Annotated in this window: 20 protein-coding genes and 1 pseudogene; 8 read left to right on the top strand and 13 right to left on the bottom strand. The window is 57.1% G+C overall.

Annotation, left to right across the window (positions count from 1 at the left end; translation table 11 throughout):
• Positions 1-21: 21 nt before the first annotated feature.
• A complete protein-coding gene (locus tag J1C59_RS18940) occupies positions 22-717 on the bottom strand; it encodes a haloacid dehalogenase type II (protein WP_128086185.1) in 696 nt (231 codons plus the stop codon).
• A gap of 370 nt (positions 718-1087) precedes the next feature.
• Here J1C59_RS18940 and J1C59_RS18935 point away from each other — a divergent pair, with 370 nt between their 5' ends.
• On the top strand, positions 1088-1468 hold the full coding sequence (locus J1C59_RS18935; RefSeq protein WP_422615492.1) for a colicin V synthesis protein: 381 nt from the start codon (positions 1088-1090) through the stop codon (positions 1466-1468).
• A gap of 298 nt (positions 1469-1766) precedes the next feature.
• On the opposite strand, the pseudogene J1C59_RS21915 reads toward J1C59_RS18935, so the two are convergent.
• The 3 genes and pseudogenes from J1C59_RS21915 to J1C59_RS18925 all read right to left on the bottom strand — a co-directional run.
• Positions 1767-1832, bottom strand: a pseudogene (locus J1C59_RS21915) (DUF1493 family protein); the annotation flags it as partial.
• A gap of 575 nt (positions 1833-2407) precedes the next feature.
• On the bottom strand, positions 2408-3355 hold the full coding sequence (locus J1C59_RS18930) for a sulfonate ABC transporter substrate-binding protein (RefSeq protein WP_128086186.1): 948 nt from the start codon (positions 3353-3355) through the stop codon (positions 2408-2410).
• Between the two features lie 94 nt (positions 3356-3449).
• Positions 3450-5339 carry an aliphatic sulfonate ABC transporter substrate-binding protein gene (locus J1C59_RS18925; protein ID WP_140916768.1) on the bottom strand — a complete coding sequence of 630 codons (1890 nt, stop codon included), beginning with the start codon at positions 5337-5339 and terminating at the stop codon, positions 3450-3452.
• 275 nt (positions 5340-5614) lie between these two features.
• Between J1C59_RS18925 and ssuD the strand changes: the two genes are divergently transcribed.
• The 5 genes from ssuD (at position 5615) to J1C59_RS18900 (ending at position 12589) form a co-directional block, all read left to right on the top strand.
• Entirely contained in the window at positions 5615-6769 is a 1155-nt protein-coding gene (gene ssuD / locus J1C59_RS18920) for an FMNH2-dependent alkanesulfonate monooxygenase (protein ID WP_140916769.1), read from the top strand.
• A gap of 28 nt (positions 6770-6797) precedes the next feature.
• Positions 6798-8210, top strand: coding sequence for an FAD/NAD(P)-binding protein (locus J1C59_RS18915; RefSeq protein WP_140916770.1), 1413 nt, complete (start codon positions 6798-6800; stop codon positions 8208-8210).
• Between the two features lie 69 nt (positions 8211-8279).
• Positions 8280-9686: an LLM class flavin-dependent oxidoreductase gene (locus tag J1C59_RS18910; RefSeq protein WP_128086187.1), complete on the top strand. Its 1407-nt coding sequence runs from the start codon at positions 8280-8282 to the stop codon at positions 9684-9686.
• Positions 9687-9918: 232 nt separating this feature from the next.
• Positions 9919-11379, top strand: a complete 1461-nt coding sequence (locus tag J1C59_RS18905) for an MFS transporter (RefSeq protein ID WP_128086188.1) — start codon at positions 9919-9921, stop codon at positions 11377-11379.
• Positions 11372-12589 (top strand): acyl-CoA dehydrogenase family protein, encoded by a 1218-nt coding sequence (locus tag J1C59_RS18900; RefSeq protein WP_140916771.1) that lies wholly within the window; start codon positions 11372-11374, stop codon positions 12587-12589. Before J1C59_RS18905 ends, J1C59_RS18900 begins: the two co-directional genes overlap by 8 nt.
• A 32-nt stretch (positions 12590-12621) precedes the next feature.
• On the opposite strand, the gene J1C59_RS18895 is transcribed toward J1C59_RS18900, so the two are convergent.
• From J1C59_RS18895 to J1C59_RS18865, 7 genes are all read right to left on the bottom strand, one after another.
• Complete coding sequence (locus J1C59_RS18895) at positions 12622-13272, bottom strand: methionine ABC transporter permease (RefSeq protein WP_128085502.1); 651 nt, start codon at positions 13270-13272, stop codon at positions 12622-12624.
• Positions 13256-14359, bottom strand: coding sequence for a methionine ABC transporter ATP-binding protein (locus J1C59_RS18890; RefSeq protein WP_128085503.1), 1104 nt, complete (start codon positions 14357-14359; stop codon positions 13256-13258). The genes J1C59_RS18895 and J1C59_RS18890 overlap by 17 nt, the downstream gene beginning before the upstream one ends.
• 2 nt (positions 14360-14361) lie before the next feature.
• Positions 14362-15168 (bottom strand): MetQ/NlpA family ABC transporter substrate-binding protein, encoded by an 807-nt coding sequence (locus J1C59_RS18885; protein WP_128085504.1) that lies wholly within the window; start codon positions 15166-15168, stop codon positions 14362-14364.
• A gap of 32 nt (positions 15169-15200) precedes the next feature.
• A complete protein-coding gene (locus tag J1C59_RS18880; RefSeq protein WP_128085505.1) occupies positions 15201-16559 on the bottom strand; it encodes an LLM class flavin-dependent oxidoreductase in 1359 nt (452 codons plus the stop codon).
• Positions 16556-17746 (bottom strand): SfnB family sulfur acquisition oxidoreductase, encoded by a 1191-nt coding sequence (locus J1C59_RS18875; RefSeq protein ID WP_140916772.1) that lies wholly within the window; start codon positions 17744-17746, stop codon positions 16556-16558. The genes J1C59_RS18880 and J1C59_RS18875 overlap by 4 nt, the downstream gene beginning before the upstream one ends.
• Positions 17747-17755: 9 nt before the next feature.
• A complete protein-coding gene (locus J1C59_RS18870) occupies positions 17756-18967 on the bottom strand; it encodes an SfnB family sulfur acquisition oxidoreductase (RefSeq protein WP_128085506.1) in 1212 nt (403 codons plus the stop codon).
• 255 nt (positions 18968-19222) lie between these two features.
• Positions 19223-19690 (bottom strand): DUF4440 domain-containing protein, encoded by a 468-nt coding sequence (locus J1C59_RS18865; protein ID WP_128085507.1) that lies wholly within the window; start codon positions 19688-19690, stop codon positions 19223-19225.
• Positions 19691-20517: 827 nt separating this feature from the next.
• On the opposite strand from J1C59_RS18865, the gene J1C59_RS18860 reads away from it, so the two are divergent.
• Positions 20518-21564 (top strand): tyrosine-type recombinase/integrase, encoded by a 1047-nt coding sequence (locus J1C59_RS18860; RefSeq protein ID WP_128085508.1) that lies wholly within the window; start codon positions 20518-20520, stop codon positions 21562-21564.
• A gap of 556 nt (positions 21565-22120) precedes the next feature.
• Positions 22121-22342 (top strand): YgdI/YgdR family lipoprotein, encoded by a 222-nt coding sequence (locus tag J1C59_RS18855; protein WP_128085509.1) that lies wholly within the window; start codon positions 22121-22123, stop codon positions 22340-22342.
• A 59-nt stretch (positions 22343-22401) separates the two neighbouring features.
• Here the strand turns inward: J1C59_RS18855 and J1C59_RS18850 are convergent, their stop codons facing one another.
• On the bottom strand, positions 22402-22707 hold the full coding sequence (locus J1C59_RS18850; RefSeq protein WP_128085510.1) for a membrane lipoprotein lipid attachment site-containing protein: 306 nt from the start codon (positions 22705-22707) through the stop codon (positions 22402-22404).
• A gap of 171 nt (positions 22708-22878) precedes the next feature.
• Positions 22879-23259 (bottom strand): hypothetical protein, encoded by a 381-nt coding sequence (locus tag J1C59_RS18845; RefSeq protein WP_128085511.1) that lies wholly within the window; start codon positions 23257-23259, stop codon positions 22879-22881.
• Positions 23260-23293 lie beyond the last annotated feature (34 nt).

Here is a 23293-nt window from a genome sequence, read left to right as displayed (position 1 = left end):
CTGCACATCCATTGATGCGGCTCAGCAGAGCGGGGTGATCTCTGCAGCCAGCGCAACGATATCATCGACGACGCGATCCGGTGAGGGCGCCAGCGGATAGAGCGCCTGGCCCCGGCGGGCGACAAAGGCCGTTTTCATCCCTGCACATTTTGCCCCGCCGACATCCCAGCCATGCGCCGCCACCATCATGCAGGCAGACGCGGACTGGCCCATCTCCTTCATCGCCCACTGATAGACCCTCAGATCGGGTTTATAAACCTGAACCTGTTCCACGCTGAGAATACGGGTGAACAGGGGGGCCAGCCCGGCGGAACTCAGCTGCTTTTCCGCCAGCGCGGCAGAGGAGTTGGTAAGCGCGACCAGCGTATATCCCTGCTGCTGCAGAGCGGTCAGCCCTCTGGCCACATCCGGATGAGCAGGCATCGCGGCGATGATTTCGGCCAGCGGCGTTGCCTCCTCCGGCAGGGTGATACCGTATCGCGCGGCAGTCATCTCCAGTACGGCTTCGGCGATATCACCAAAATTGTGGAAGCTGCCGGTTACGGTCCCCACCAGCGAATGATGTAACACCGAGGTGAACCAGGCTTCGGCGCGCTCAGGCCTGTTACCAAGCCGCTGCGCCACCGCCTGATTCAGTCCTGACATATCCAGCAGAGTTTCATTAACATCAAAAAACAGCGTGCCGCTGCAGGGTGTGGAAGGGGAGCTGTGGGTCATCTGACCTCCGGTTATGTTGATGCATCTGAGGGGTGCAGCGTCAGGGAGAGTGATAGAAGGTAGGTTACCGTGCGGGATTCCTCAAGGGAGCGGGGCTGCCGTGCTCTCCGGCATAGTCAGAAGCGGGTTATCCATCGGTTACCCTGCCTGAAAATTATCAGTCTGCTGAACAGAATTTTGTCGGTAAGACTGAGGCGATCAGAAGCTTCTCACGCGTTAAATGAGCAACAAAAAATGTGCGTTATTGTCGTGGCGCATATTAACAGGTACTAAGGCGAATAAATATTTAATCGCAAACTGAATATAGAATTAGTTCTATATTAATCACCCCTTTAAGAATGCATTATTTTTTTCGCGCCAGAGGGCTGAGGTGTTAATGGTTTTAACATCTTCCTGCCTTCTGAAAAACATAACCTTCAATCTAGGGAGCAATAAAGTGCGTGAATTAAATGTAATGGAAATTAACGAGGTTTCTGGTGGTGATATTTTTAGTTCACTGACCAGCGCGATTATTCTGGCCACAACTGGTTTTGCAGCCGGCGCGGCTTATGGCGGTATCCATGGGGGTGATCAGGGTGGTCTGCTGGGTGTTGGCATCATCGGCCAGCTGGCTGGGGTTATAATCGGGCCCATTGTAGGTGTCATTGGAGGCTTTATTCTGGGTGCAGTAATGGGCTGGAATGACCCCGATTCTGTCACTGCCATCGCAACGCAATGGCTGAACAATTTTGTGAACGGCAATTTTAAATAAGCATTTTTCAGCAATTGAGTATATGCCTCACATGACAGTGGGGCATTTTTATAGGGAAGTCGCTGACTTTCGCTGCTCAGAGGGCTTTTTCCGGAGAAGCTTATTCTGATAAAAAAGGATTGAGTTCATCAGTCAGCAGTGACTGTTCAGGTATTTTTCCGCCTACAATTTTGTAATTCACGCCAGTATGGCTGAATCGCCATCGTTTTGAACAAACATCTCTGAGTCATTTAAGATGACTTAAGGAACTAAGGCTTATGCGCCTTAACGTTGATAACTGTCTCATGCGTCTTACGTATCAGCCATAGTACCATCGCCTGGCCCGGGCTGACTCGATCAACATTTCGATAGTAAGAGGATGAGAGAACTGGACGTAAGTGAAATAAGTATGGTGTCAGGCGGAAAGGCTAATTCTGTGTATTGTTCTGTATGACCTTAGCATTTTGTAATAACAATAAGTTCGTACAATACTAATTATGTTAAATATGAAATCCTTACGTAAGCATAGCAGATGCACACGTAAACAGAGGGCATCTCTGAAGATAATAAAAATAAGGTTTGCCCTGCTCCCGATTGATTAATACACCGCCATATTCGTAATGTCTCAAAAGCCACATGAGGACATCCTCATGAAGAAGCGTTTATATGACGAACAGGGAAAAGTGAAGATAAACAAACCCAGATTACTCGCTGACGGTTGTATCTCATACCAGGGGCAGGTCAGTCAGCCTGGTGAGGCCGGTTATAGGCGGATAATGCGTCATTCCCTTCCCCCTCTCTGACATTATGCGGCGATGAGCTACCACCACTGAAGCAGAGCGAGCCGGTCATCATCCCTGATGGCATTACCCTCCTTAACCGCATTCAGCAGCATCAGGCCCGTCGGCTCACCTTTCCGCCAGCACATCAGGTTGAATGGCTAACGGAAGCCCGACCGCCCTATTTCTTATCCTGCGACCAGGTCGCGCTGCGGATATCCACCTTCACCGGCAGCAGACCAATCCGGGTAAAGGTATCCGCCAGGGCCTGCTGCTGCGTGAAGACGTCAGGCGTCATACGCTCTGCGCCAAAAGGCATCCTCGCCAGCGCGCGCTGCCAGATGGGCTGCGGCAGACCTGTCGAGGCAGACATGATTTTTGCCGCCTCATCCTGATGCTGATTGGCCCAGGTGCTGAGCGTGCCCAGCTCATCCACCACCTTGCTGGCGATTGCCGGATAACGCTCCGCAAACTTGCGGCTGGCCAGATAGAAGGTGTAGTGCGGCACCAGCCCTTCGGCGTTGCTGATTAACCGGGCGTGAGCATTGGTTTCAACTTCCGCGTAGTAAGGGTCCCAGATAACCCATGCATCGACCGCGCCGCGCTGGAAGGCCGCTCGCGCATCGGCGGGCGGCAGATAGACCGGCGTTATATCTTTGTAGGTCAGCCCTGCCTTCTCCAGCGCCGTAACCAGCAGATAGTTAACGTCAGACCCTTTATTCAGCGCCACGCGCTTACCCTTAAGGTCCGCCACACTTTTCACAGGTGAGTCGGCCGGAACAACGATCGCTTCGGTTTTCGGGTTAGCTGGGGAGTGCGCCAGATAAACCAGATCGGCCTGCGCCGCCTGAGCAAACGTAGGCGGGGCATCGCCGGTGGCCGCGAGATCGATACTGCCGATATTCAGACCTTCCAGCATCTGCGGTCCGGCCGGAAACTCAATCCAGTGAACCGCGATCCCCTGCTTTCTGAACTCCTCATCCAGCGTGCCGCGATATTTAAGCAGCGCGAAGATATTTGCTTTCTGAAAACCGATATTTACCGTATCGGGCTTATCGGCTGCCTGGATGTTGAATGCAAAGCCCGCCTGGGCGGCAATAATCAGTGCGCTGAGTAGAACTTTTTTCATTTCTCATTCCTGAGTCTGTTGTAGTCAGCGCAACATAACAAACGCACGTTCAGGTGCTTAGCGATGAAAAGTTCGATGCTTATCTGAAAAAACGCTATGGATGCCAGACGGACTCGCGGACCCGAATTGCGCGATTAAGCAGCCCCAGCGCATAGAAGCGATCAGCGATCATCTGCTGCTCCCGGATGATGGCTAAGTTCATTCGCTGCGTCTGGTGACTGCGGCGCGCCAGGGCGTGCAGCAACGCGCTCGTCGGGATGCCCAGTTCAGTGGAGAGCAGGCCCGCCGCTTCTGCGCGGTGCGCATCAATGTAGCGGCCGGTCTGCTCCAGCGCGGTCAGCAGAACCGTTATCAGATCCCCGGCCTGCGCGGCGAACCCGCGTTCAGCAAGGTAGAACTGATGGTTGCTGACCCGGCCACTGCCGTCAGCGATCACCCTGAACTGCCCGCTGTTCTCTGCATCGCTGAGCAGCGGATCCCACATCATCCAGGCATCCACGGCGTTAAGATCGCTGGGCGTGAACGGATATTTAGGGGGCGCGTAGAGGATGCGCACCTCATCCAGGGCTAATCCCGCCTCATCCAGAATCTGTAACAACAGGTAGTGAACGTTGGATCCCCGGTTCACGGCGATGCGTTTTCCTCTGAGTTCGCTGACGTGATGAATCGGACTGCTGTCTGGCACCACCAGCGCGACGCTCTGCGGCGCTGCGGGTTCCCAGGCGACATACAGCATCGGGCTCTGGTCGGCCTGCGCAAACAGCGGCGGTACTTCCCCGGTGGTGCCAAAATCGATCTCCTTATTGCTGAGCGCATGCAGCAGCTGCGGGCCAGCGGGAAACTCACTCCACAAGACGCTGACGCCGCGATGGGCCAGCTGCTGTTCCAGCGACTGACGGGCTTTCAGGATCCCCAGATTGCCGAACTTCTGATAGCCGATGCGCAGCTCGCGCTCTTTTGCGGCGGGCTGAAAGGGGGAAGCGCTGCGCGCAGGCGGCTGACTGCGGCGTGGCCTGATGATCCCGAGATGCCCGAGGTGCGTCCGCAGCGTATGACGGCTGATGCCAAGCAGCGCCGCAGCCTGAAGCTGATTGCCCTGGGTCAGTTCCAGCGCATTTCTGACCAGCGCGGCGATCATCCGCGGATAGAGCGGCGTCTCGCCTTGCTGCATCTGCTGTTTCAGAAACTGATCCAGCGCCTCTTCGCCCGGCGGCATCTCCTGCCCTGCCAGCGGACTCAGCCGGAGCTGCTGCTCAGTCACCAGCGCGCTCTGACTGAGCAGCACGGCGTTGTGCAGCGTGTTCTCCAGTTCCCGGATGTTGCCCGGCCAGCTGTAGGCCATCAGCGTGGCCAGCGCCTCGTCGCTGAGCCGGAGCTGAGGGCGGCCAAGCCGGCGCGCATAAAGCTGCAGAAAATGGTGCGCGAGCACTGGTATGTCTTCGCAGCGCTGGCGCAGCGGCGGCAGCGTGACGCTCGCCACATTGAGTCGGTAATAGAGATCCTCACGGAAACGCCGCTCACGGATGGCGGCGGCCAGATCGCGATTGGTGGCCGCGATCACCCGCACATTGACTTTAATCGCTCGGGAGGAACCGACGCGGGTGATTTCACGCTCCTGCAGCACACGCAGCAGTTTTATCTGCAGCGGCAGACTCAGTTCTCCTACCTCATCCAGTAACAGCGTGCCGCCCTCGGCGGCTTCAAACCAGCCGCGATGGCGATCCTGCGCGCCGGTGAACGCCCCTTTCTCATGACCAAAGAGTTCGGACTCCGCCAGACTTTCGGTGAGTGCGCCGCAGTTGACGGCCAGAAAGGGCTTGTCGCTGCGCGCGCTGTGGTGATGCAGATAACGCGCCATGACCTCTTTACCCGTTCCGGTTTCGCCAATAATTAATACGGTCGCATCCGTTGGCGCGAGCTGATCCAGCACACTCTGAAACGCCTTTGAGGCGGGGTCGATCAACTCTGGGGTAGCAATCTGCATCTCGTTTTACCGGCTTAACGGGGGAATAGAGACCATACCGCGCGGTCATCCCGGAAACGAGAGGCTCAGCGCGTCGGATTGTTGCGAATGCAGCAGCGTGCGGCTGCCGCTGTTGCAAATGCAACAGCGCCGGGAAAACGTCAGCCGTGCTATCCATTTGATTAAAAAGAAAAGATCCCGGTATGAGCGCTGGCACGATTGCTGCTAAGAGCTATATAACCAAAGGGATTAGCCCTATGTGATAAATTCAAATATCGTTATAAAGGAATCTGCTAATGAGCCATACGACACAGGAAAACCTCAACCTCTTCTGGTTTCTGCCGACCCACGGCGACGGGCGCTATCTGGGCACGACGGAGGGTGGCAGAGCGGTCGATTTACCCTACTTACAGCAGGTTGCGCTGGCGGCAGATAATCTGGGCTTTTATGGTGTGTTAATCCCGACCGGGAAGAGCTGCGAAGATTCATGGCTGGTGGCGTCGGCGCTGGCCCCGATCACCAAAACGCTGCGCTATTTAGTGGCCGTGCGTCCGGGCCTGCAGCCACCCAGCCTGGCCGCGCGCATGGCCGCCACGCTGGACCGTCTCTCCGGCGGGCGGCTGCTGATAAACGTGGTAACCGGAGGCGATCCGGTCGAGAACAAAGGCGACGGGATCTTTCTGAGCCATGCTGAACGTTATCAGGTTACGCAGGAGTTTCTTGAGGTCTACTCGCGTCTGCTCAAAGGTGAAAAGGTCGATTTTACCGGCGATCATATCCGCGTCGAAGGCGCCGAAATCCTCTTCCCGCCGGTGCAGGAAGATGGCCCGCCGCTCTATTTTGGCGGATCCTCGGAGGCGGCTATTGACGTGGCGGCCAGTCAGATCGATACCTATCTGACATGGGGCGAACCGGTGGCGCAGGTGGCGGAGAAGCTGGCGGTCGTCCGTCAGCGGGCGGAGGAGAAAGGCCGCACGCTCTCTTACGGCATTCGCCTGCATGTCATCGTGCGTGAAACCGAAGAGGAAGCCTGGGCGGCGGCCGACCGGCTGATCTCTCATCTCGATGAAGAGACCATCGCGGCGGCCCAGAAAATCTTTGCCCGCATGGATTCGGCCGGACAGGCGCGGATGAGCGCGCTGCATCAGGGCTCACGCGAGAGCCTGCGCATCGGCCCTAATCTGTGGGCAGGCGTGGGGCTGGTACGGGGCGGTGCAGGCACCGCGCTGGTGGGCAGCCCGCAGCAGGTCGCCGACCGCATTCGTGAATATCAGGCGCTGGGGATCGAGAACTTTATCTTCTCCGGTTATCCGCATCTCGAAGAGGCGCACCGCTTTGCCGAGCTGGTGATGCCGCTGTTACCCCTGGCGTCCAACGCCGAAAAGAAACAGCGCAGCGTGAATACCGGCCCGTTTGGTGAAACCATTGGCGGCGACCGCCGTCCGGGTTAACCCCGTCAACAGAAGAGAAGGCTCGCTTATGTCGCAACAGCAGATTGTCATTATCGGCGGAGGCTTCACCGGCACTGCGCTGGCGATCCATCTTGCCAGACAGGGCAAGCCGGGCCTGAGCGTGACGGTGGTTGAACCGCGTGACGGGCTGGCACAGGGCGTGGCCTACGGTACCCGCGATCCGGCGCACCGTATCAATGTTCCGGCTTCCCGGATGCAGCTTGCGGGCGATGAAGAGGGCCGGTTTGATCGTGACTACCGGGCCTCGCCCGGTTATCTGAACGATCCGGACGCGTTGTGGCATGACGGCAACGTCTATCCGCAGCGCGGTGAGTTTGGTCGCTGGGTGAACGCGCAGTTTATCCATCAGCAGAAACACTCTGCGGTGACGCTGAGACACCTGCAGGACAGCGCCGTGTCGCTGCGGGAGGGGATCGTGACCACCGCCCGGGGAGAGCAGATTCGGGCGGATCAGGTGGTGCTGGCCATCAGCCATCCCCCGCCCGCGCTGCCTGCGCTGCTGAAGCCGTTACAGGCGCATCCCGGCGTGATTGCTGATCCCTGGCAGCGCAACGCGCTGACGCAGATTGCGCCAGAGAACCGGATCGCGATTATCGGCTCGGGACTGACGATGTCCGATGTGGTCGCCTCGCTGCATCGTCAGCAGCATCGGGGACACATCACCGTTTTCTCCCGTCGCGGACTGTTGCCGCGCGCCAATCTGAGTGGCAGCGAGGCGCCCTACACCCTGGATTACAGTCAGCCGCAACCCGCCAGCGCGCGCGGCTGGTTACATCGGGTGCGCCAGGAGCTGAAACAGGCGGCCGCGATGAGTCTGCCGTGGCAGCTGGTGCTGGATGATATCCGCCGCAACGGTCAGCGTATCTGGCAGAGTCTGCCACTGCAGGAACAGCAGCGGTTTCTGCAGCATCTTCGTCCCTGGTGGGATGTTCACCGCTATCGCATCGCGCCACAGGTCAGCCAGGTTCTGTCGCAACTGCAGGCCAGCGGTCAGCTCTCGCTACGCGCCGCCCGTCTGATTGCGGCTGAACCGGCCGGTGACGCGCTGCGGCTGACGCTGCGCCTGCGGGGGGCAGATCAGGAGATTTGCGAGGTGGATAAGGTGATTGTGACTACCGGGCCGGCGCACAACGCGCTGCTGGACAGTAACCCGCTGCTGAGTCAGTTGCAGGGTGACGGCGTGATCCAGCCCGATGCGCTGGCGCTGGGCATTCAGGTAAACGCCCTGTCGCAGGCCGTGAATGCACAGGGTGAAGCCAGCCCCTGGCTCTATGTGGCCGGGCCCGCCGCGCGGGGGCGCTTTGGCGAGCTGATGGGACTGCCGCAGGTGGCCGAGCATGCTGAGTCCGTCGCCCGCATGGTGCTCAGCGCCACACCCTCCCCCCTCAGCGAGCGATGTCCCGGCTCCCTGACGCACTGATCCCCTTCTCACAATATTAATCTGAAAAAGTGGGCGGCAGCGTGATGCCGCATCCGCTCAGGAGTCGCTATGTCATCGAAACGTGAAATTCGTCTGAATGCTTTTGATATGAACTGCGTCGGTCACCAGTCTCCCGGCCTGTGGGCGCATCCGCGCGATCGTTCATGGCAGTACAAGGATCTGACCTACTGGACCGACTTAGCGCGTCTGCTGGAGCGCGGTAAATTTGACGGGCTGTTTATTGCCGACGTGCTGGGTGTCTATGATGTGTACAACGGCAATAATCAGGCGGCTATCCGTCAGGCCACGCAGGTACCGGTTAACGACCCCCTTGCGCTGATTACGCCGATGGCGTTGGTCACGGAACATCTGGGTTTTGGTCTGACTGCTTCGCTGTCCTTCGAACACCCCTATCCCTTTGCGCGCCGTCTCTCTACCCTCGATCATCTGACCAAAGGCCGGGTCGGCTGGAATATCGTGACCTCTTATCTGGAAAGTGGCGCGCGGAATATCGGTCATCAGGCTCAGACCGATCACGACGCTCGCTACGACTATGCAGATGAATATCTTCAGGTTGTCTACAAGCTGCTGGAAGGCAGCTGGGAAGAGGGCGCGATATTGCGTGACCGCGAACGTCGTATTTTCAGCGATCCCGATAAAATTCATCCGATTAATCATCAGGGCACCTTCTTTCAGGTGCCGGGTATTCACCTGTGCGAGCCGTCACCGCAGCGCACGCCAGTGCTCTACCAGGCGGGCGCGTCCAGCCGTGGCAAGGCGTTTGCGGCGGCGCATGCGGAGTGCGTGTTCGTTGCAGCGCCGTCGAAAGTGCTGCTGAAAAAAACGGTGGCGGATATTCGGCAGCGGACCGCAGAGGCGGGACGCGACCCGCGATCCATCCTGATCTTTAATCTGCAGACCGTGATTGTGGGCGAGACGGACCTGGCGGCTCAGGCCCGATGGCAGGAGTACAAAGATTATGTCAGCTACGAAGGGGCGCTGGCGCTGATCTCCGGCTGGACCGGTATCGACTTTGGTCAGTATCAGCCAGATCAGGTTCTTAAGCATCTGCACACCAATGCAATTCAGTCAGCGGTTGAGACGTTTTCCACCGCCGATCCCAACCGTCAGTGGACGGTTCAGGGGCTGGCAGACTGGGTCGGCATTGGCGGATTTGGACCGCTGCTGGTGGGCAGTGCCGAAACCGTGGCGGATGAGCTGCAGAGCTGGGTTGAGGAAACCGATGTGGATGGCTTCAACCTTGCTTACGCGGTGACGCATGAAACCTTTACCGACGTGGTGGAACTGCTGGTGCCGGAACTGCAAAAGCGCGGCGTCTACAAGCAGGCTTATCAGGCGGGCACGCTGCGTGAAAAACTGTTCGGACAGGGGCCACGACTGACCTCGCCGCATCCGGGAGCCGGATATCGCCGCACATCAGACGTGAAACAGCAGGCAGAAAGCGAAAAGGTCTGACGATAACAGGAGACGTCAGCCCTTTGTCCGCGTCGTTTCGGGCAGGAAAAAATCAGACAGCCGCAGAGCTGAACCGGATAAATCAGGCGATTTATCCGGCCTTTCCCGTGCCTGAAAAAAGGGTTTAACTTATTGATTTTAATATAATCCTTATCCGGAATTGTTGGTTGTTTACCCGGCAGACTGAACTTATAACAGCCTCGTGACCTGCTGAAATAATAACGAGGATACGATGAGTACACTGAATATTGACGACACCCTGACCGCCCCGCCGCCCCATTCCACACCGGTCCGTTCGGTCAGTGATGTGGCCCGGCTGATTAACAGTAACAGTGAGAAAAACAGCTACGCCCGCTGGATCGTGTTTCTGGCACTGGGCGGCGTATTTCTCGATGCCTACGATCTCACGACGCTCTCTTATGGCATTGATGATGTGGTGAAGGCGTTCGGGCTGACCCCGCTTCTCACCGGGCTGGTGACCTCCTCCATCATGATAGGAACCATCGTGGGTAATCTGGTCGGCGGCTGGCTGACCGACAGATATGGTCGCTATTCGGTGTTTATGGCGGACATGCTGTTCTTCGTGGTCTCGGCCATTGCGGCGGGCCTGGCGCCCAACGTCTGGGTGCTGATTGGCGCGCGTTTCCTGATGGGAGTTGGGGTAGGGATTGACCTGCCGGTCGCCATGGCCTATCTCGCTGAGTTCTCGAAATTCTCCGGCAAAGGCAACAAAGCGTCGCGTCTCGCCGCCTGGTGTCCGATGTGGTACGCCGCGTCTTCGGCCTGCTTCTTTATCATCTTTGCGCTCTACTTCCTGTTGCCTGCTGCGCATATCGACTGGCTGTGGCGTGCCTCGCTGCTGTTTGGTGCCGTACCGGCGCTGCTGATTATCGCGGTGCGCAGTAAGTTCATGAATGAATCACCGCTCTGGGCCGCAAATCAGGGCGATCTGAGCGGTGCCGTGCGCATTCTGCGCGACTCCTACGGCATCATCGCCCATGAAGCCCAGCCAGCGACCAGAGAGCCGGTCAGCGCCGCGCCCAGAGTGAGTTTTAAGGTGCTGTTTCAGAAGCCTTATCTGGAACGTACCCTCGTCAGCGCGGTAATGAACGTCTGTATCGCCTTTGAGTACACGGCCATCGCCTTTTTTCTGCCCTCTATTCTGGCGCAGTTTCTGGGTGCGGGCGTCTTCGAAACCATCTCCGCATCGCTGGGACTTAATGCCCTGTTCGCCTTTACCGGCGGGCTGCTGGGGATGCGTCTGGCCTGGAAGTTTCCTTCACGGCATGTAGCGATCGCCGGCTTTGCGCTGCAGTTTATCGCGCTGATCTCCCTGGCGCTGATTGGTCATCCGCAGGCGACGATTGGGGTGGTGTTCGCCGTGCTGATGCTGGGGCTCTGGCTGTTTGCTGAGGGTTTCGGCCCCGGCGCCCAGCTGATGATCTATCCGGCGCTCTCCTACCCGACCCATATCCGCGCGACCGGCGTCGGCTTCAGCCGTTCCCTTTCGGGCATCGGCAGTGCGCTGGCGCTGTTTATCCTGCCGATTCTGCAGGCCCGATACGGCACCAACATGTTCTGGATTGTCTCGCTCGCTGCGCTGATCCCGATAATTTTCCTGTTAGTCGTCCGGTTTGAACCGACCCGACAGGACATTGATGAACAACCCGCCACAGGAGAAGATCATGTCTGAATTAACCCGGACTGAGTTTGCCGCACTGACCGAACAGTTCAGGCCGCTGTTTGCCCGTATCGCCGAAGCCGCCGCCGGGCGTGAAACAACCCGTACGCTGTTGCATACGCCCATCGCCTGGCTGAAAGAGGCGCGCTTCGGCACGCTGCGCATCCCGAAAGAAGAAGGTGGCTTCGGGGTGTCACTGCCCCAGCTCTTTTCGCTGCTGACCGCACTGGCCGAGGCGGATTCAAACCTGCCTCAGGCGCTGCGTGCACACTTCGCCTTTGTCGAAGATCGCCTGAATCAGCCTGCGGATGCTGAACGACTTCGCTGGTTCCGCCGTTTTGTGGATGGCGAGCTGGTGGGCAGCGGCTGGAGTGAAACGGGCGCGGTGAAACTGGGTGAGGTCATCACCCAGGTTTCCCCGGCCCCGGATGGCTGGACGATCAGCGGTGAAAAATTTTACAGCACCGGAACGCTCTATGCTGACTGGATTGATGTCTTTGCCCGACGAGCCGACAACGGCCGCGACGTCATTGCGCTGGTCAGCACGCACCAGAAGGGCGTTGAGCGTGACGATGACTGGGATGGGTTCGGACAGCGCCTGACCGGCAGCGGCACGACGCGTTTCGATCAGGCCCATGTTGAGCCCGCTCATGTGTACGACTTCAGTGCGCGCTTCCGCTATCAGACCGCCTTTTATCAGCACGTCTTGCTCTCTACGCTGGCCGGCATTGGCCGGGCGGTGGTGCGTGATGCGGCACAGGCTGTGGCGCAGCGTAAGCGGATTTACAGTCACGGCAATGCGCCTCAGGTCAGACAGGATGTTCAGGTGTTACAGGTCGTGGGCCAGATTAGCAGCTGGGCCTGGGCTGTGGAGGCGGCGGCTGAGCGCGCCACTCACGCTCTGCAGCGGGTGTTTGAGCTTGAGCAGAGCGGTGCCGGTGAATCCGCACGGCATGCGGCCAATGTGCTGGCCGAGGTGGAGTCAGCCCGGGCGCAGGCCGTGGCGACGGAGCTGGTGCCCCGGGCCGCGACTGAGCTGTTTAACGCGCTGGGGGCGTCCGATACCCGCGTCAGCAAGGCGCTGGATCGGCACTGGCGCAACGCCCGTACGGTGTCCTCACACAATCCGGTGATCTACAAAATCCGCAATGTGGGTGACTGGGAAGTGAATGGCAAGGATCCGACCTTTATCTGGCAGATAGGGAACGGCAGGGACGCGTAATAAAAAAGGCCGGGGAAACCCGGCCTCAGGGGTTAACGATGGTTCAGCCGTCGCGATAAACGATCGCCGCAGAGCTGAAGCAGCGTCACCAGCGCGACCAGCACCACGATCACGGTCACCATCACCTGCATATCAAAACGCTGATAGCCATACCGATAGGCCAGATCGCCCAGACCACCGGCACCGATGGCACCCGCCATCGCCGACGCATTGATCATCGTCACCAGCGTAATGGTGAAGCCGCTGACGATGCCAGGCCGCGCTTCAGGCAGCAGCACATGCCAGACAATATGCCAGCGGTGAAAGCCCATCGCCTGCGCCGCTTCCGTCAGTCCTTTATCCACTTCACGCAGGCTTACTTCGGCAATCCGGGCAAAAAACGGCGTGGCTGCCAGGGTCAGTGGCACTACTGCGGCCCAGACGCCATAGGTCGTGCCGACTATCCAGCGGGTAAACGGGATCAGCGCCACCATCAGGATCAGGAAGGGAACCGAGCGAAAGAGATTAACCATCCAGCCCAGCACCCGGTTGAGTGCCGGACTGGGGAAAAGATCCCCCCGTCCGCTCACCACCAGAAGCACCGCCATCGGTAACCCCAAAGCCAGCGCCAGCGCCGAAGAGACGCCGACCATCAGCAGGGTATCCAGCAGTGCGCTCCATAAACGGTCAATAGCCTGTGACATAACCTGATACCTCCAGTTGATCGGCGATATGCGCCAGCTGCGGGGTGACTGCCTGCGCCTCATGCCGGGCATCCAGCAGGACCAGCATCTGGCCAATCGGCTTATTAGCCACCCACTCAATCGCGCTGTGGATCACGGTGATTTCACCCGGAATCAGGGCGCTCAGCGCACCAATATCCGGCTGAGCACCCCGCCCGGTGTAGCGCAGCCGCAGCAACAGCCGGTCATCGGGCTGCAGGCGGCGGTCGCTCAGGCGGCTGGCGACCGATTCTGGCAGTGTCTGATGATCGGGATTCAGCAGCTGTCGCGTGGTTTCCTGCTGCGGGTCGCTGTAGACCTGCCAGACCGGGCCGCGCTCAATGATTTCTCCCTGATCGATTACCGCCACGTTGTGGCAGAGGTCATGAACGACATCCATCTCATGAGTAATGAGCACAATGGTAATGTGGCGCTGCTGATTGATTTTCTTCAGCAGCGCCAGGATGGCGCGCGTGGTTTCAGGATCGAGGGCCGACGTGGCTTCGTCGCACAGCAGCAGTTCCGGGTCGTGCACCAGCGCACGCGCAATGCCGACGCGCTGTTTCTGTCCTCCGGAGAGCTGAGCGGGCCAGGCGTGCTGACGCGACTCCAGCCCGACCAGCGCCAGTAACGCATCGACCTTGCGCGCCCGCTCAGCCGCCGGTACGCCCGCAACCCTGAGCGGCAGCTCGATATTCTGCCTGACCGTTTTGGCGGAGAGCAGATTGAAGTGCTGGAAGATCATGCCGGTGCTGCGCCGCCATTCGACCAGCTGGCGGGACGTCAGGGCGCTGATGTCGGTACCATCGATAACAATCCGCCCGCCGGAAGGCTCTTCCAGCCGGTTAAGGCAGCGGATCAGGGTTGATTTGCCTGCCCCGCTGCGGCCAATGATGCCGAAAATCTCGCCGCGCTGGATCTGCAGATGGATGTTATGCAGCGCATCCACCGCCTGACCGGGATAGCGTTTGCTCAGCGCCTCCAGGGTAATGTGCGCGGCGCCGCTGGCCCGCGTGGCAACGGCGGAATGGGACAATGCGCCGGTGTCAGGATAGCTGAGGCTGACCATGATTACTGGCTCCAGCCTGGCTGATAAAGTTTGCCATAGAAGCTGTCGAGACTGGCGCGTACTACCGGCGAGTGTTGATAAATATCGACAAACTTTGCCAGGCGCGGATCGTTCTCATGCCCCTGACGGATGACGAACTGAATCACATATTCAGGGTGTTCCAGCCCATCGAACAGCAGCGCCTTGTTGGGATCGATCGTTTTGGCCAGACGCAGATAGTGCGGATAACCCTGCGCCAGATCGACCTCTTCCAGTGAGCGCGAGAGCTGCACCGCTTCTACTTCGATGATTTTTAGTTTCTTCGGGTTATTGACGATATCGTCGGGGGTGGATTTGAGTCCGGCTCCCGGCTTCAGCGTAATCAGTCCCGCTTTCTGCAAAAGAAGCAATCCGCGGGCACCGTTTATCGGGTCGTTGGCGATGGCAACGGTACCGCCTTCGGGTATCTGGTCAATCGCGCTGTGCTTTTTCGAGTAGAGTCCGATGTTATTGATGATGGCGGGCGCGTAGGCGACCAGATGGAAGCCGCCGGACTGATTCGCATTCTCCAGAAAAGGCTTATGCTGGAACAGGTTAACGTCGATATCACCATTTTCCACGCTGACGTTGGGCGCGGTCCAGTCGGTGAACTCGACCAGATCAACCGCCAGTCCCTGCTTCTTTGCTTCCGCCACGGCGCTCTCCAGCGGCGGAGCGAAGGCGGCAGTCGTTCCGACTTTCAGCGGCCCCGAATAGTCGGCAGCGGCAACGGCACTGAGGGTCAGCAGTATTGCGCCCAGCGCGGCGCGTAAGGGATTGATAGATGTCATGATGATTCCTTGAGGTTAAACAGTTCAACGGTTCAACGGTGTCCGGTGGCATGACGCCATCGCGCGGCCGGGTGACGATCGGGCAGGCGATCCTGCCGGAAAATTTTGTTGCGCAGTGAGCCGGGCTGATAAGCCGTTTTATAGCGCCCGCGCTGTTGTAATTCCGGTACGACCAGCTCGATAAAATCGCGGTAACTCTGCGGGTTGAGAATGCGTGTCAGGTTGAAGCCGTCGATATCCCCCTCATCCATCCAGTGCAGCAGCGCGTCCGCTACCTGTGAGGGATTACCGATAATCAGCGGATACCGGCTGCCCATGGCGTGCTGCTCCAGCAGGCGACGGCGGGTCCAGCCGCTGTAGGCCTGACTCACCGACTCAATCGCGCGGGTTTCACCGTTAACGATCGGCTCATCCAGATCGAAGGCGGCCAGATCGAGGCCAATTGAGCTGGAAAAATGGGCAATACCCGCTTCCGGGCTGGCATAGGCCAGGTAGCTCTGGTGCTTCTCCTGCGCTTCGCGCTCGGTAGGGGCGACAATCACGCCGACCCCCATAAAAATGCGTATATCGTCGGCACGGCGACCTGCTTCTGTCGCAGCCTGGCGCAGACGCTGTGTCTGCTGGCGCATCGCGGCGGGTGTGGCGGCATTGACGAAGGTACATTCGGCATGACGGGCAGCGAACCGGATGCCCCGCGCCGATGTGCCGGCCTGAAACAGCAGCGGCGTGCGTTGTGGTGAAGGGCTGCTGAGGTGATAGCCCTGAACCTGATAGAACGCCCCCTGGTGCCTGACGGGGTGTATTTTGCTGGCATCGGCATAGAGGCGGCGCTGACGATCCACCACCAGCGCATCATCCTGCCAGCTTCCCTCCCAGAGCTGGTAGCTGACATCAAGAAACTCATCGGCCTGGGCATAGCGCTGGTCATGCGCCAGCAGCTGCTTATTGCCCATTGCCCGTGCCGCGCTGTCCAGATAGCCGGTCACGATGTTCCAGCCGATGCGTCCCTGAGTAAGGTGATCCAGCGTTGAGAGGCGACGGGCAAAGGGATAAGGTGCTTCATAGCTGAGGTTGGCGGTAACGGCAAAACCCAGATGCTCGGTGACTCCCGCCATCGCGGAAACCAGCATCAGCGGATCGTTGACCGGCAGCTGAATCGACTCGCGTGCCGTCAGCGCAATCCCCTGCTGATAAACGTCATAGACGCCCTGGATATCGGCGATAAACAGCCCGTCGAACAGGCCTTTTTCCAGCAGGCGCGCCAGATCTGTCCAGTAGCGCAGCGTGTTAAATTCCGTGGAGTGATCCTGCGGGTGTGTCCACATGCCGTGATGGATGTGGCCGACGCAGTTCATATTGAAGGCGTTAAGCAGAACCTGTTTCTGGCTCATAGGGTGCCCCGGCGGGCAGGCAACACGCCATTGAGCAGATAGTTGCCTATCGCGGGATATTTCCAGCGCACCGGGTCGTGCAGGGTATGCGTGCGCGCATTGCGCCAGTGGCGGTCAAGGTTGTGTTCCCGCAGGCTGGCGCGCGTGCCGCCGAGTTCAAACAGCAGGTTTGCGGCCGCCAGCGACACGTCGGTTGTCCAGGCTCGCGCTTTGGCTACCTCAACAGAGGCCCGCGCGACCGTGCCGGCGTCGGGCTGCCGTTGCGCCGCATCAATGGCGGCCGCCGCCTCCGCTATTAATGCCTCGCCTGCTCGCAGCTGTGCGGCCAGACGGCCGGTACGATCAAGCGTTAACGGATCGTCGCTGGCGCAGCTGACACCACTGTCTGGCCAGGGTCTGGCACGTTGACGGAGAAAAGCGAGCATGTCGTTAAAGGCGGCCCGGGCAATGCCCTGGTCGATAGCGGCATGCAGAATCTGGGCAAACGGGCCGAGAGCGGTGGGACGCTCAAAGGCCGACTGAAACGGCACAACATCATCCGGCCCGACCGGGACATTATCGAACATCACGCTGCCGCTGCCGGTGGTACGCTGACCAAAACCACTCCAGTCGTCGATCACCGTGACACCTGGCTGATGTCGCGGCACAAACACCAGTTGCTCTATGCCCGCTTCATCGCGTGCCGCAGTGGGAATGCGGTCGGCGAACAGCGCGCCGGTGGCGTAGAATTTGCTGCCGTTAAGGACGTTATTGCGGATCGCTGTGGTGCGCTGATGCGCGGCGCGGGCTGAAAATTCCGCCAGCGCATTTCCCAGATGGACGCCAGCCAGCACTTCAGCGTAAAAGCGTTGTTTCTGAGACTCGCTGCCGTTAAGGCGCAGGACTTCCAGCGCGTAAAAATGGTTCTGCGGAACCTGACCCACTGCCGCATCGGCCTCGCTGAGCAGGCTGATCACCGAGGTCAGCGTGGCTGTGGATGCCGCGATGCCGCCATAGGCTTCAGGCACGGTAATCGCCCCTAATCCGGACTGAAACAGCACCCGCAGTGGATGATGTGGCAACTCACGTTCGCGATCCCGCGTTGCGGCGCCTTCACGAAACTGCTGCGCCAGCTGTGCGGCGACGTCCAGCGCCTGCTGTTCGCTGCGCACGCGCTCCGCGGGCTGTTTCGGCTGAACCTGACTCATACGTTCTCCTTAAATCCACGCATGGCGCGCGGGATAGACTGCATTCAGGTAGTAGTTGCCGATAGCGTGGGTTTTCCAGCGCACCGGGTCGTGCAGGGTGTGGGTGCGTGCGTTGCGCCAGTGGCGATCCAGACCATGCTGTAACAGCGTCGCGCGACTGCCGCCCCACTCCAGCAGCTTTTCGCTGGCGCGCAGGGCGATCTCCGTGGTCAGCACTTTAGCTTCTGCCACGGCGATTGAGGCGGCTGCGCTGTTTTCGGCTGTCAGCGCGGCCGGATCGATGGCGTCGAGCACGCGGGCCGCCCTTCGCAGCAGAGCATTGGCGGCGCTCAGTTCGGTACTGATGCGGCCGATATCGGCGAGAATGTAAGGATCGTCCGCGTTGCGCGCCACACCGGCATCGACCCAGGGACGGGAATGATCACGGACGAACGCCAGCGCATCGTCCAGCGCGCCCTGCGCGATGCCGGCATCGATCGCCGCCTGGATGAGCTGCGATACAGCACCGCGCAGCGTCGGTTTCTCTGGCGACGGCAACGGAATAATCCAGGCCGGATCGACCGCCACCTGATTCAGTCTGACCGTGCCGCTGGCCGTGGTCCGCTGCCCCATGCCAGACCAGTCATCGACGATCTCTATGCCAGCGGCAGGCAGCGGGATAAAAGCCATCACTGGCCTGTCATCATCCTGAAGAGCGGTGGTAACCAGAATGTCGGCAAACAGCGCGCCGGTTGAATAAAACTTCTCACCGGTCAGAAACCGCGAGTCCCCCTTCCCACTCAGCCGGGCCTGAACATCACGCGTATGACGGGTATTTTTTTCGGGACCACCGTTACCCAGCCGGTGGCCGTTCACGACAGCCTGCAGCAGCGTTTCCTGCTGTTCCGGTTCGCCTTCACCCAGGATGAACTGAATCAGCCCAAAGTGGTTCTGCGGGATCTGGCCCAGAGAAGGATCGCTGGCAGAGATAATGCGGAAGACCTCCGCCAGGGTCTGATAGTCCAGCCCGCCTCCGCCAAAACGACGCGGCACGCTGATGCTGCCCAGCCCGAGCCGGGTGAACTCATTAAGCAGATCAACGGGATAAATCCGCTGCTGATCGCGCTCAACGGCACCGGGCTTCGCCTGTTCAGCCAGCGAATGCGCCGCCTGGATAGCCTGATCGCGTCGGGTGATGACCGCCGCCTGACGGGGTTCGGGTGAAGCAAAAGAGAGATTCATGGCGTTTCCAGTAAAAAAAGGACGTCAACGCACGCAGGCTGAATTAAGCCCGTTACATTTATTAACAGAGTGAGAGCGATAATAGTCAGTTGTTCAGAACGAAGTAAATAGCGTGGTTATTACAATATCCGCAAAGCTAATTAAGAATTGAGCTTTGGTTTTTTTACAGTGTCGATGAGGGAGTTAACGGTGATTTTCAGGCAAGCGCCTCTGAGATATTCAGAGGCCGTATCTGCATGTCAGTTTAAACAGCTGCTAATGACGGCTTTTTTCTGGCAGTGCTGCAGATCGGTGAGCGGCTATTTTCCAGCTGCCGCCATCCCAGACGTAATTAAACAGGTAACGTGCTTTAACGTGTGAGCCATCCTTAAAGGTAAACGTATAAACACCCTTGTCTGTGGCTTGATTACAGCCGATACTGATTGTGCGAACGTTGATTTTACCGCGCGGTTCTTTTTTCAGAAAGTCATTGAAGTAATCGATGCGTTCCTGGTCGGTCAGGCGCGTACGATGCGAAAGTGCTGGCAGCAGCACGCTGTCGCTGACGTAAAGCTCTGATACCTTAGTCGCTTCGCCGGTTGCCAGCGAATCGTTCCACTTATCAAACAGACTGGCGACATCCTGTTCCGAAGCGCTGACACAACGCTGCGGTGACTGTGCCAGCGATAGCGCAGGCATGCTAAAGAGGGCAAGAAGTGTCGTTAATAGCAGGTTTTTTTTCATTGAAATCCCTTTTTTAAACCCGGTTTTGTTGCAAAAAATAGCAGTATTTGCCAGAAGTTTAGCTAAAAATTGTTAATTTAAATTCCAGGTGAGCGATTAAAGATGCGACTCGACTCTGAATCTCATTAAATGAAAAGTTAACGGTTAAACTAAATATTTTTCCTGGATTTATTAACAGGATATTACGGCTAAGGATAGCGTGTGACAAGAGATTTGGTTATTTAATTAGTATAAATTGGGATATTTATTTTTTATCCTTCATCTGATTTTTCTGCGCTTAAAGTATCATGATAAACGCTTGAGTTCTGCCGGAAGCAGAGAGTTTACGTATTTTTATGATGTTTTTAAAATCCCCCTGAAATATAACTTAACTGCAGCATTAATAAGAATTAATTAACTTAATTATCGGCGGTTAAACGTTTGTATTCAGAACACCGGCGTGACTTTATGACGGACAACGTCGTGTCGGCAAGATCGCTTCTGAGACGCAGAAGTGATTACTCACTGGTTTTTCCCCGCCCTCCTTTCAGATACGGCTAAAAAGAGGCGACACCGCTGCCGGTTCAGATTTTCCGATTCCGCCCTGTCAAACAAGCCAGCCTGAACGGCGCAAAAATACACAGGAGATCGCTTCAGGATCCTGACTTCGTATAATTGTTCTTATACGAAGTCATGACAGGGAACGATCGTCGGGTTATGATGGGTATCAATCTTTGCGCGCCTGAAAATGGCGACGCTACGTGAAATCTGACCGGGTATCCCCCTGCATATTCCTCAGAATTTACGTAGCGCGATCGCGGGCGTTTCGGGTTAATAAGTGAGCAAAAATGCGTGAATCAGCATCCCTGATAAACCTGACGGTGAACCGGAGCGACGACATCGCCGAGCGTCTCAGGCAGTTCGTTCAGGATAAAGAGGCCTTCTCCCCTAATACCTGGCGCCAGCTGATCAGCGTTATGCGAATCTGTCATCAGTGGTCAGAGGTTAATCAGCGCACTTTCCTGCCGATGCGTGCGGAAGATCTTCGTGACTATCTCGCCTTCCTGGCAGAGAGCGGCCGGGCTTCCTCCACCGTCACCTCACACGCTGCGCTGATCTCGATGTTACACCGTAACGCAGGACTGGATGTGCCAAACGCATCTCCGCTGGTTTTTCGTACGATGAAGAAAATAAACCGGGTGGCGGTGATCAACGGCGAACGGGCGGGTCAGGCCGTTCCGTTCAGGCTGCGCGATCTGCTGATGGTCGATCGGCACTGGTCAGGTTCTGAAAACCTGCAATCCCTTCGTGACCTGGCTTTCCTGCATGTCGCCTACGCCACCTTGCTGCGCATCAGTGAACTGTCGCGGTTACGGGTACGTGATGTTATGCGCGCCGGCGATGGCCGGATTATCCTGGATGTCGCGTGGACAAAAACGATTGTGCAGACCGGTGGACTGATCAAAGCTCTCAGCCGTCATTCAACTCAGCGACTGGAGGAGTGGATTACAGTCTCCGGGCTGGCCAGCCATCCTGATGCCTATCTGTTTTCTGCCGTGCATCGTTCAGGCCGGGCGCAGATTACCGATAAACCCATGACTACACGGGCACTGGAGCAGATTTTCAGCCGGGCATGGGCAATCGCCGGGAAAAGCGGCGCGGTGAAAGCTAACAAAAATCGCTACACTGGCTGGAGTGGTCACAGTGCCAGGGTCGGCGCAGCCCAGGATATGGCAGATAAAGGCTATTCGATTGCCCGGATTATGCAGGAAGGCACCTGGAAAAAGCCGGAAACGCTGATGCGTTATATCCGGCATGTCGATGCGCACAAAGGCGCAATGGTGGAATTTATGGAGCAGATCGCCGACGGTGACCATTCCGGCCAGAGCAGTTAAGCGCCCTTCTCAGCATGAAGTTATCCACAGAAAAAGTGGACAGGCTGTGGGTAAGCCGGTACAGAGGTGTGTCGCAGCCTGTGGAGCATCTTCCAGATCGCTGATTTAACGGCATGAATTTATGAAGGCGGTCTGGCGTTAAAACCAGGCCGCTTGCAGGGCGCATTCCCTGCGCTATTCGTCCCCTCTTTAACAGGAAACCGGTGCGGTAAAATGCCCACACAGCGTGTATTAATTTGCGTTAAAAGTGCCGGTGAGAAGCGATCTTTCTCTCGATCCCTTCAGCGCGTTATTAATCGATGGCCTTCTGCGATCGGCAAATATATTTGCTCTTAGCCTGAGGCAAATCAACGGAGTTTAATGCTGCGCATATTACTGGTGTTTAGCTAAACTACCCGAAATGAGGTGTTAACTAACATAAGTTTAATTCCGGAATATATCGGCATATCGTGCTATTTCCGAGCGGCAGGAGTGACTGTGCTGGCTTTATATCGGTAGGTTAAATAAAATAATAGCGCAATATATTGATAATTTTCTCCTTAAGAAGGAAAGCGTGATGAGCAAATCTTTTGTTATGGCCGTTTGTGTTGCGGCGGCAGTGACCGTACTGGCGGGTTGTTCCAGTGACTATGTTATGCAGACCAAATCAGGCGAAATGATTGTGACTAAAGGAAAGCCGGAAATTGATAAATCTACCGGACTGGTAACGTACAAAGATGCGGGTGGCTACAAACACGAAATTAACCGCGATCAGATTAGCAATATGGTTGAGAAATAAAATTTTCACCCCACAGCGTATTCCGGTGTGGGGTTTTCTGCGTCAGGATGTGGCGTCAGTTATTGCTGAACTTCGATCTGCGTCCAGCCTTTTCTGTACATGCAATCTTTCACCAGAATATCACGGTTACTCTCGTTTTCATCGGTTGATGAATAGCTGGTGTCCGTCGTTTTATGCTTTTCATCTTTGGACGTGTACTTACCCGTGATCTCATTGTCTGGCGGTAAGTCTCTGAGTGCCTGCGCTTTACACTGCGTTTCCGCGATCTCTTCCTGCTGTTTGTCCATGCCCGGTTTTACCCATTGATAGTCAACACAACCCGTCAGCGCTGTCAGGATCAGCGTTATAACAAGAGTCTTTTTCATAACACCCAACTAAAGTCAGATTAACATAAGCTCTAATTAATAGAGCTCCCATAGAAAGAATGTTATCACATCTGCCTGGACAACATAGCCGCGTTAATCGGGAGAACAGCCACTTATTTCGGGTGATTCAAAGCTGATGGCGGCTACACTCCCTCTTTTTCGTTAACACCGTTATCCGTTTTTCCGGTTCCATTTTTCTAACAAGGAGAGCTGCTTACCTGTCTGGCAATCTGAATTTATTTCTTCCGTAATCGTCTCTTCTTTTGCATGTTCGACAAGCCGCTTGAAGCGGCGTTTGGTCTCTATGCCCGTTGCGGTGCAATCTTCTGAATCGGCCAGAGCAACGGCGGCACTGTAAGCCGCATAGCAGTCATCAATGGGTTCCGGATGATCTTTGCAAACGCTGAACACGCTATAAGCCCGGTCCGGATGGTTGTGGTAAAAAACGATCCTGGGCGAATTTTTCAGGCCGGAAATGATATCTGAAAGCATCACGACGGACGCCACAGCAAGCAGGATCACGCCTGTCACAACAATATATCTGAATTTCATTATCGCCCTTTTTGCTGCGCCCTGTTAACAACCC

This window comes from Pantoea deleyi, assembly GCF_022647325.1.
Lineage (GTDB): Bacteria > Pseudomonadota > Gammaproteobacteria > Enterobacterales > Enterobacteriaceae > Pantoea > Pantoea deleyi.
The sequence above is the reverse complement of the archived record's forward strand: the minus strand, read 5'-3'. Positions and strand labels throughout refer to the sequence as shown.

What these genes read in the sequence shown, in the direction of transcription:
- J1C59_RS18940 (WP_128086185.1), bottom strand. Translation starts at nt 717, where the DNA reads ATGACCCACAGCTCCCCTTCCACACCCTGCAGCGGCACGCTGTTTTTT.
- J1C59_RS18930 (WP_128086186.1), bottom strand. Translation starts at nt 3,355, where the DNA reads ATGAAAAAAGTTCTACTCAGCGCACTGATTATTGCCGCCCAGGCGGGC.
- J1C59_RS18925 (WP_140916768.1), bottom strand. Translation starts at nt 5,339, where the DNA reads ATGCAGATTGCTACCCCAGAGTTGATCGACCCCGCCTCAAAGGCGTTT.
- ssuD (WP_140916769.1), top strand. Translation starts at nt 5,615, where the DNA reads ATGAGCCATACGACACAGGAAAACCTCAACCTCTTCTGGTTTCTGCCG.
- J1C59_RS18915 (WP_140916770.1), top strand. Translation starts at nt 6,798, where the DNA reads ATGTCGCAACAGCAGATTGTCATTATCGGCGGAGGCTTCACCGGCACT.
- J1C59_RS18910 (WP_128086187.1), top strand. Translation starts at nt 8,280, where the DNA reads ATGTCATCGAAACGTGAAATTCGTCTGAATGCTTTTGATATGAACTGC.
- J1C59_RS18905 (WP_128086188.1), top strand. Translation starts at nt 9,919, where the DNA reads ATGAGTACACTGAATATTGACGACACCCTGACCGCCCCGCCGCCCCAT.
- J1C59_RS18900 (WP_140916771.1), top strand. Translation starts at nt 11,372, where the DNA reads ATGTCTGAATTAACCCGGACTGAGTTTGCCGCACTGACCGAACAGTTC.
- J1C59_RS18895 (WP_128085502.1), bottom strand. Translation starts at nt 13,272, where the DNA reads ATGTCACAGGCTATTGACCGTTTATGGAGCGCACTGCTGGATACCCTG.
- J1C59_RS18890 (WP_128085503.1), bottom strand. Translation starts at nt 14,359, where the DNA reads ATGGTCAGCCTCAGCTATCCTGACACCGGCGCATTGTCCCATTCCGCC.
- J1C59_RS18885 (WP_128085504.1), bottom strand. Translation starts at nt 15,168, where the DNA reads ATGACATCTATCAATCCCTTACGCGCCGCGCTGGGCGCAATACTGCTG.
- J1C59_RS18880 (WP_128085505.1), bottom strand. Translation starts at nt 16,559, where the DNA reads ATGAGCCAGAAACAGGTTCTGCTTAACGCCTTCAATATGAACTGCGTC.
- J1C59_RS18875 (WP_140916772.1), bottom strand. Translation starts at nt 17,746, where the DNA reads ATGAGTCAGGTTCAGCCGAAACAGCCCGCGGAGCGCGTGCGCAGCGAA.
- J1C59_RS18870 (WP_128085506.1), bottom strand. Translation starts at nt 18,967, where the DNA reads ATGAATCTCTCTTTTGCTTCACCCGAACCCCGTCAGGCGGCGGTCATC.
- J1C59_RS18865 (WP_128085507.1), bottom strand. Translation starts at nt 19,690, where the DNA reads ATGAAAAAAAACCTGCTATTAACGACACTTCTTGCCCTCTTTAGCATG.
- J1C59_RS18860 (WP_128085508.1), top strand. Translation starts at nt 20,518, where the DNA reads ATGCGTGAATCAGCATCCCTGATAAACCTGACGGTGAACCGGAGCGAC.
- J1C59_RS18855 (WP_128085509.1), top strand. Translation starts at nt 22,121, where the DNA reads ATGAGCAAATCTTTTGTTATGGCCGTTTGTGTTGCGGCGGCAGTGACC.
- J1C59_RS18850 (WP_128085510.1), bottom strand. Translation starts at nt 22,707, where the DNA reads ATGAAAAAGACTCTTGTTATAACGCTGATCCTGACAGCGCTGACGGGT.
- J1C59_RS18845 (WP_128085511.1), bottom strand. Translation starts at nt 23,259, where the DNA reads ATGAAATTCAGATATATTGTTGTGACAGGCGTGATCCTGCTTGCTGTG.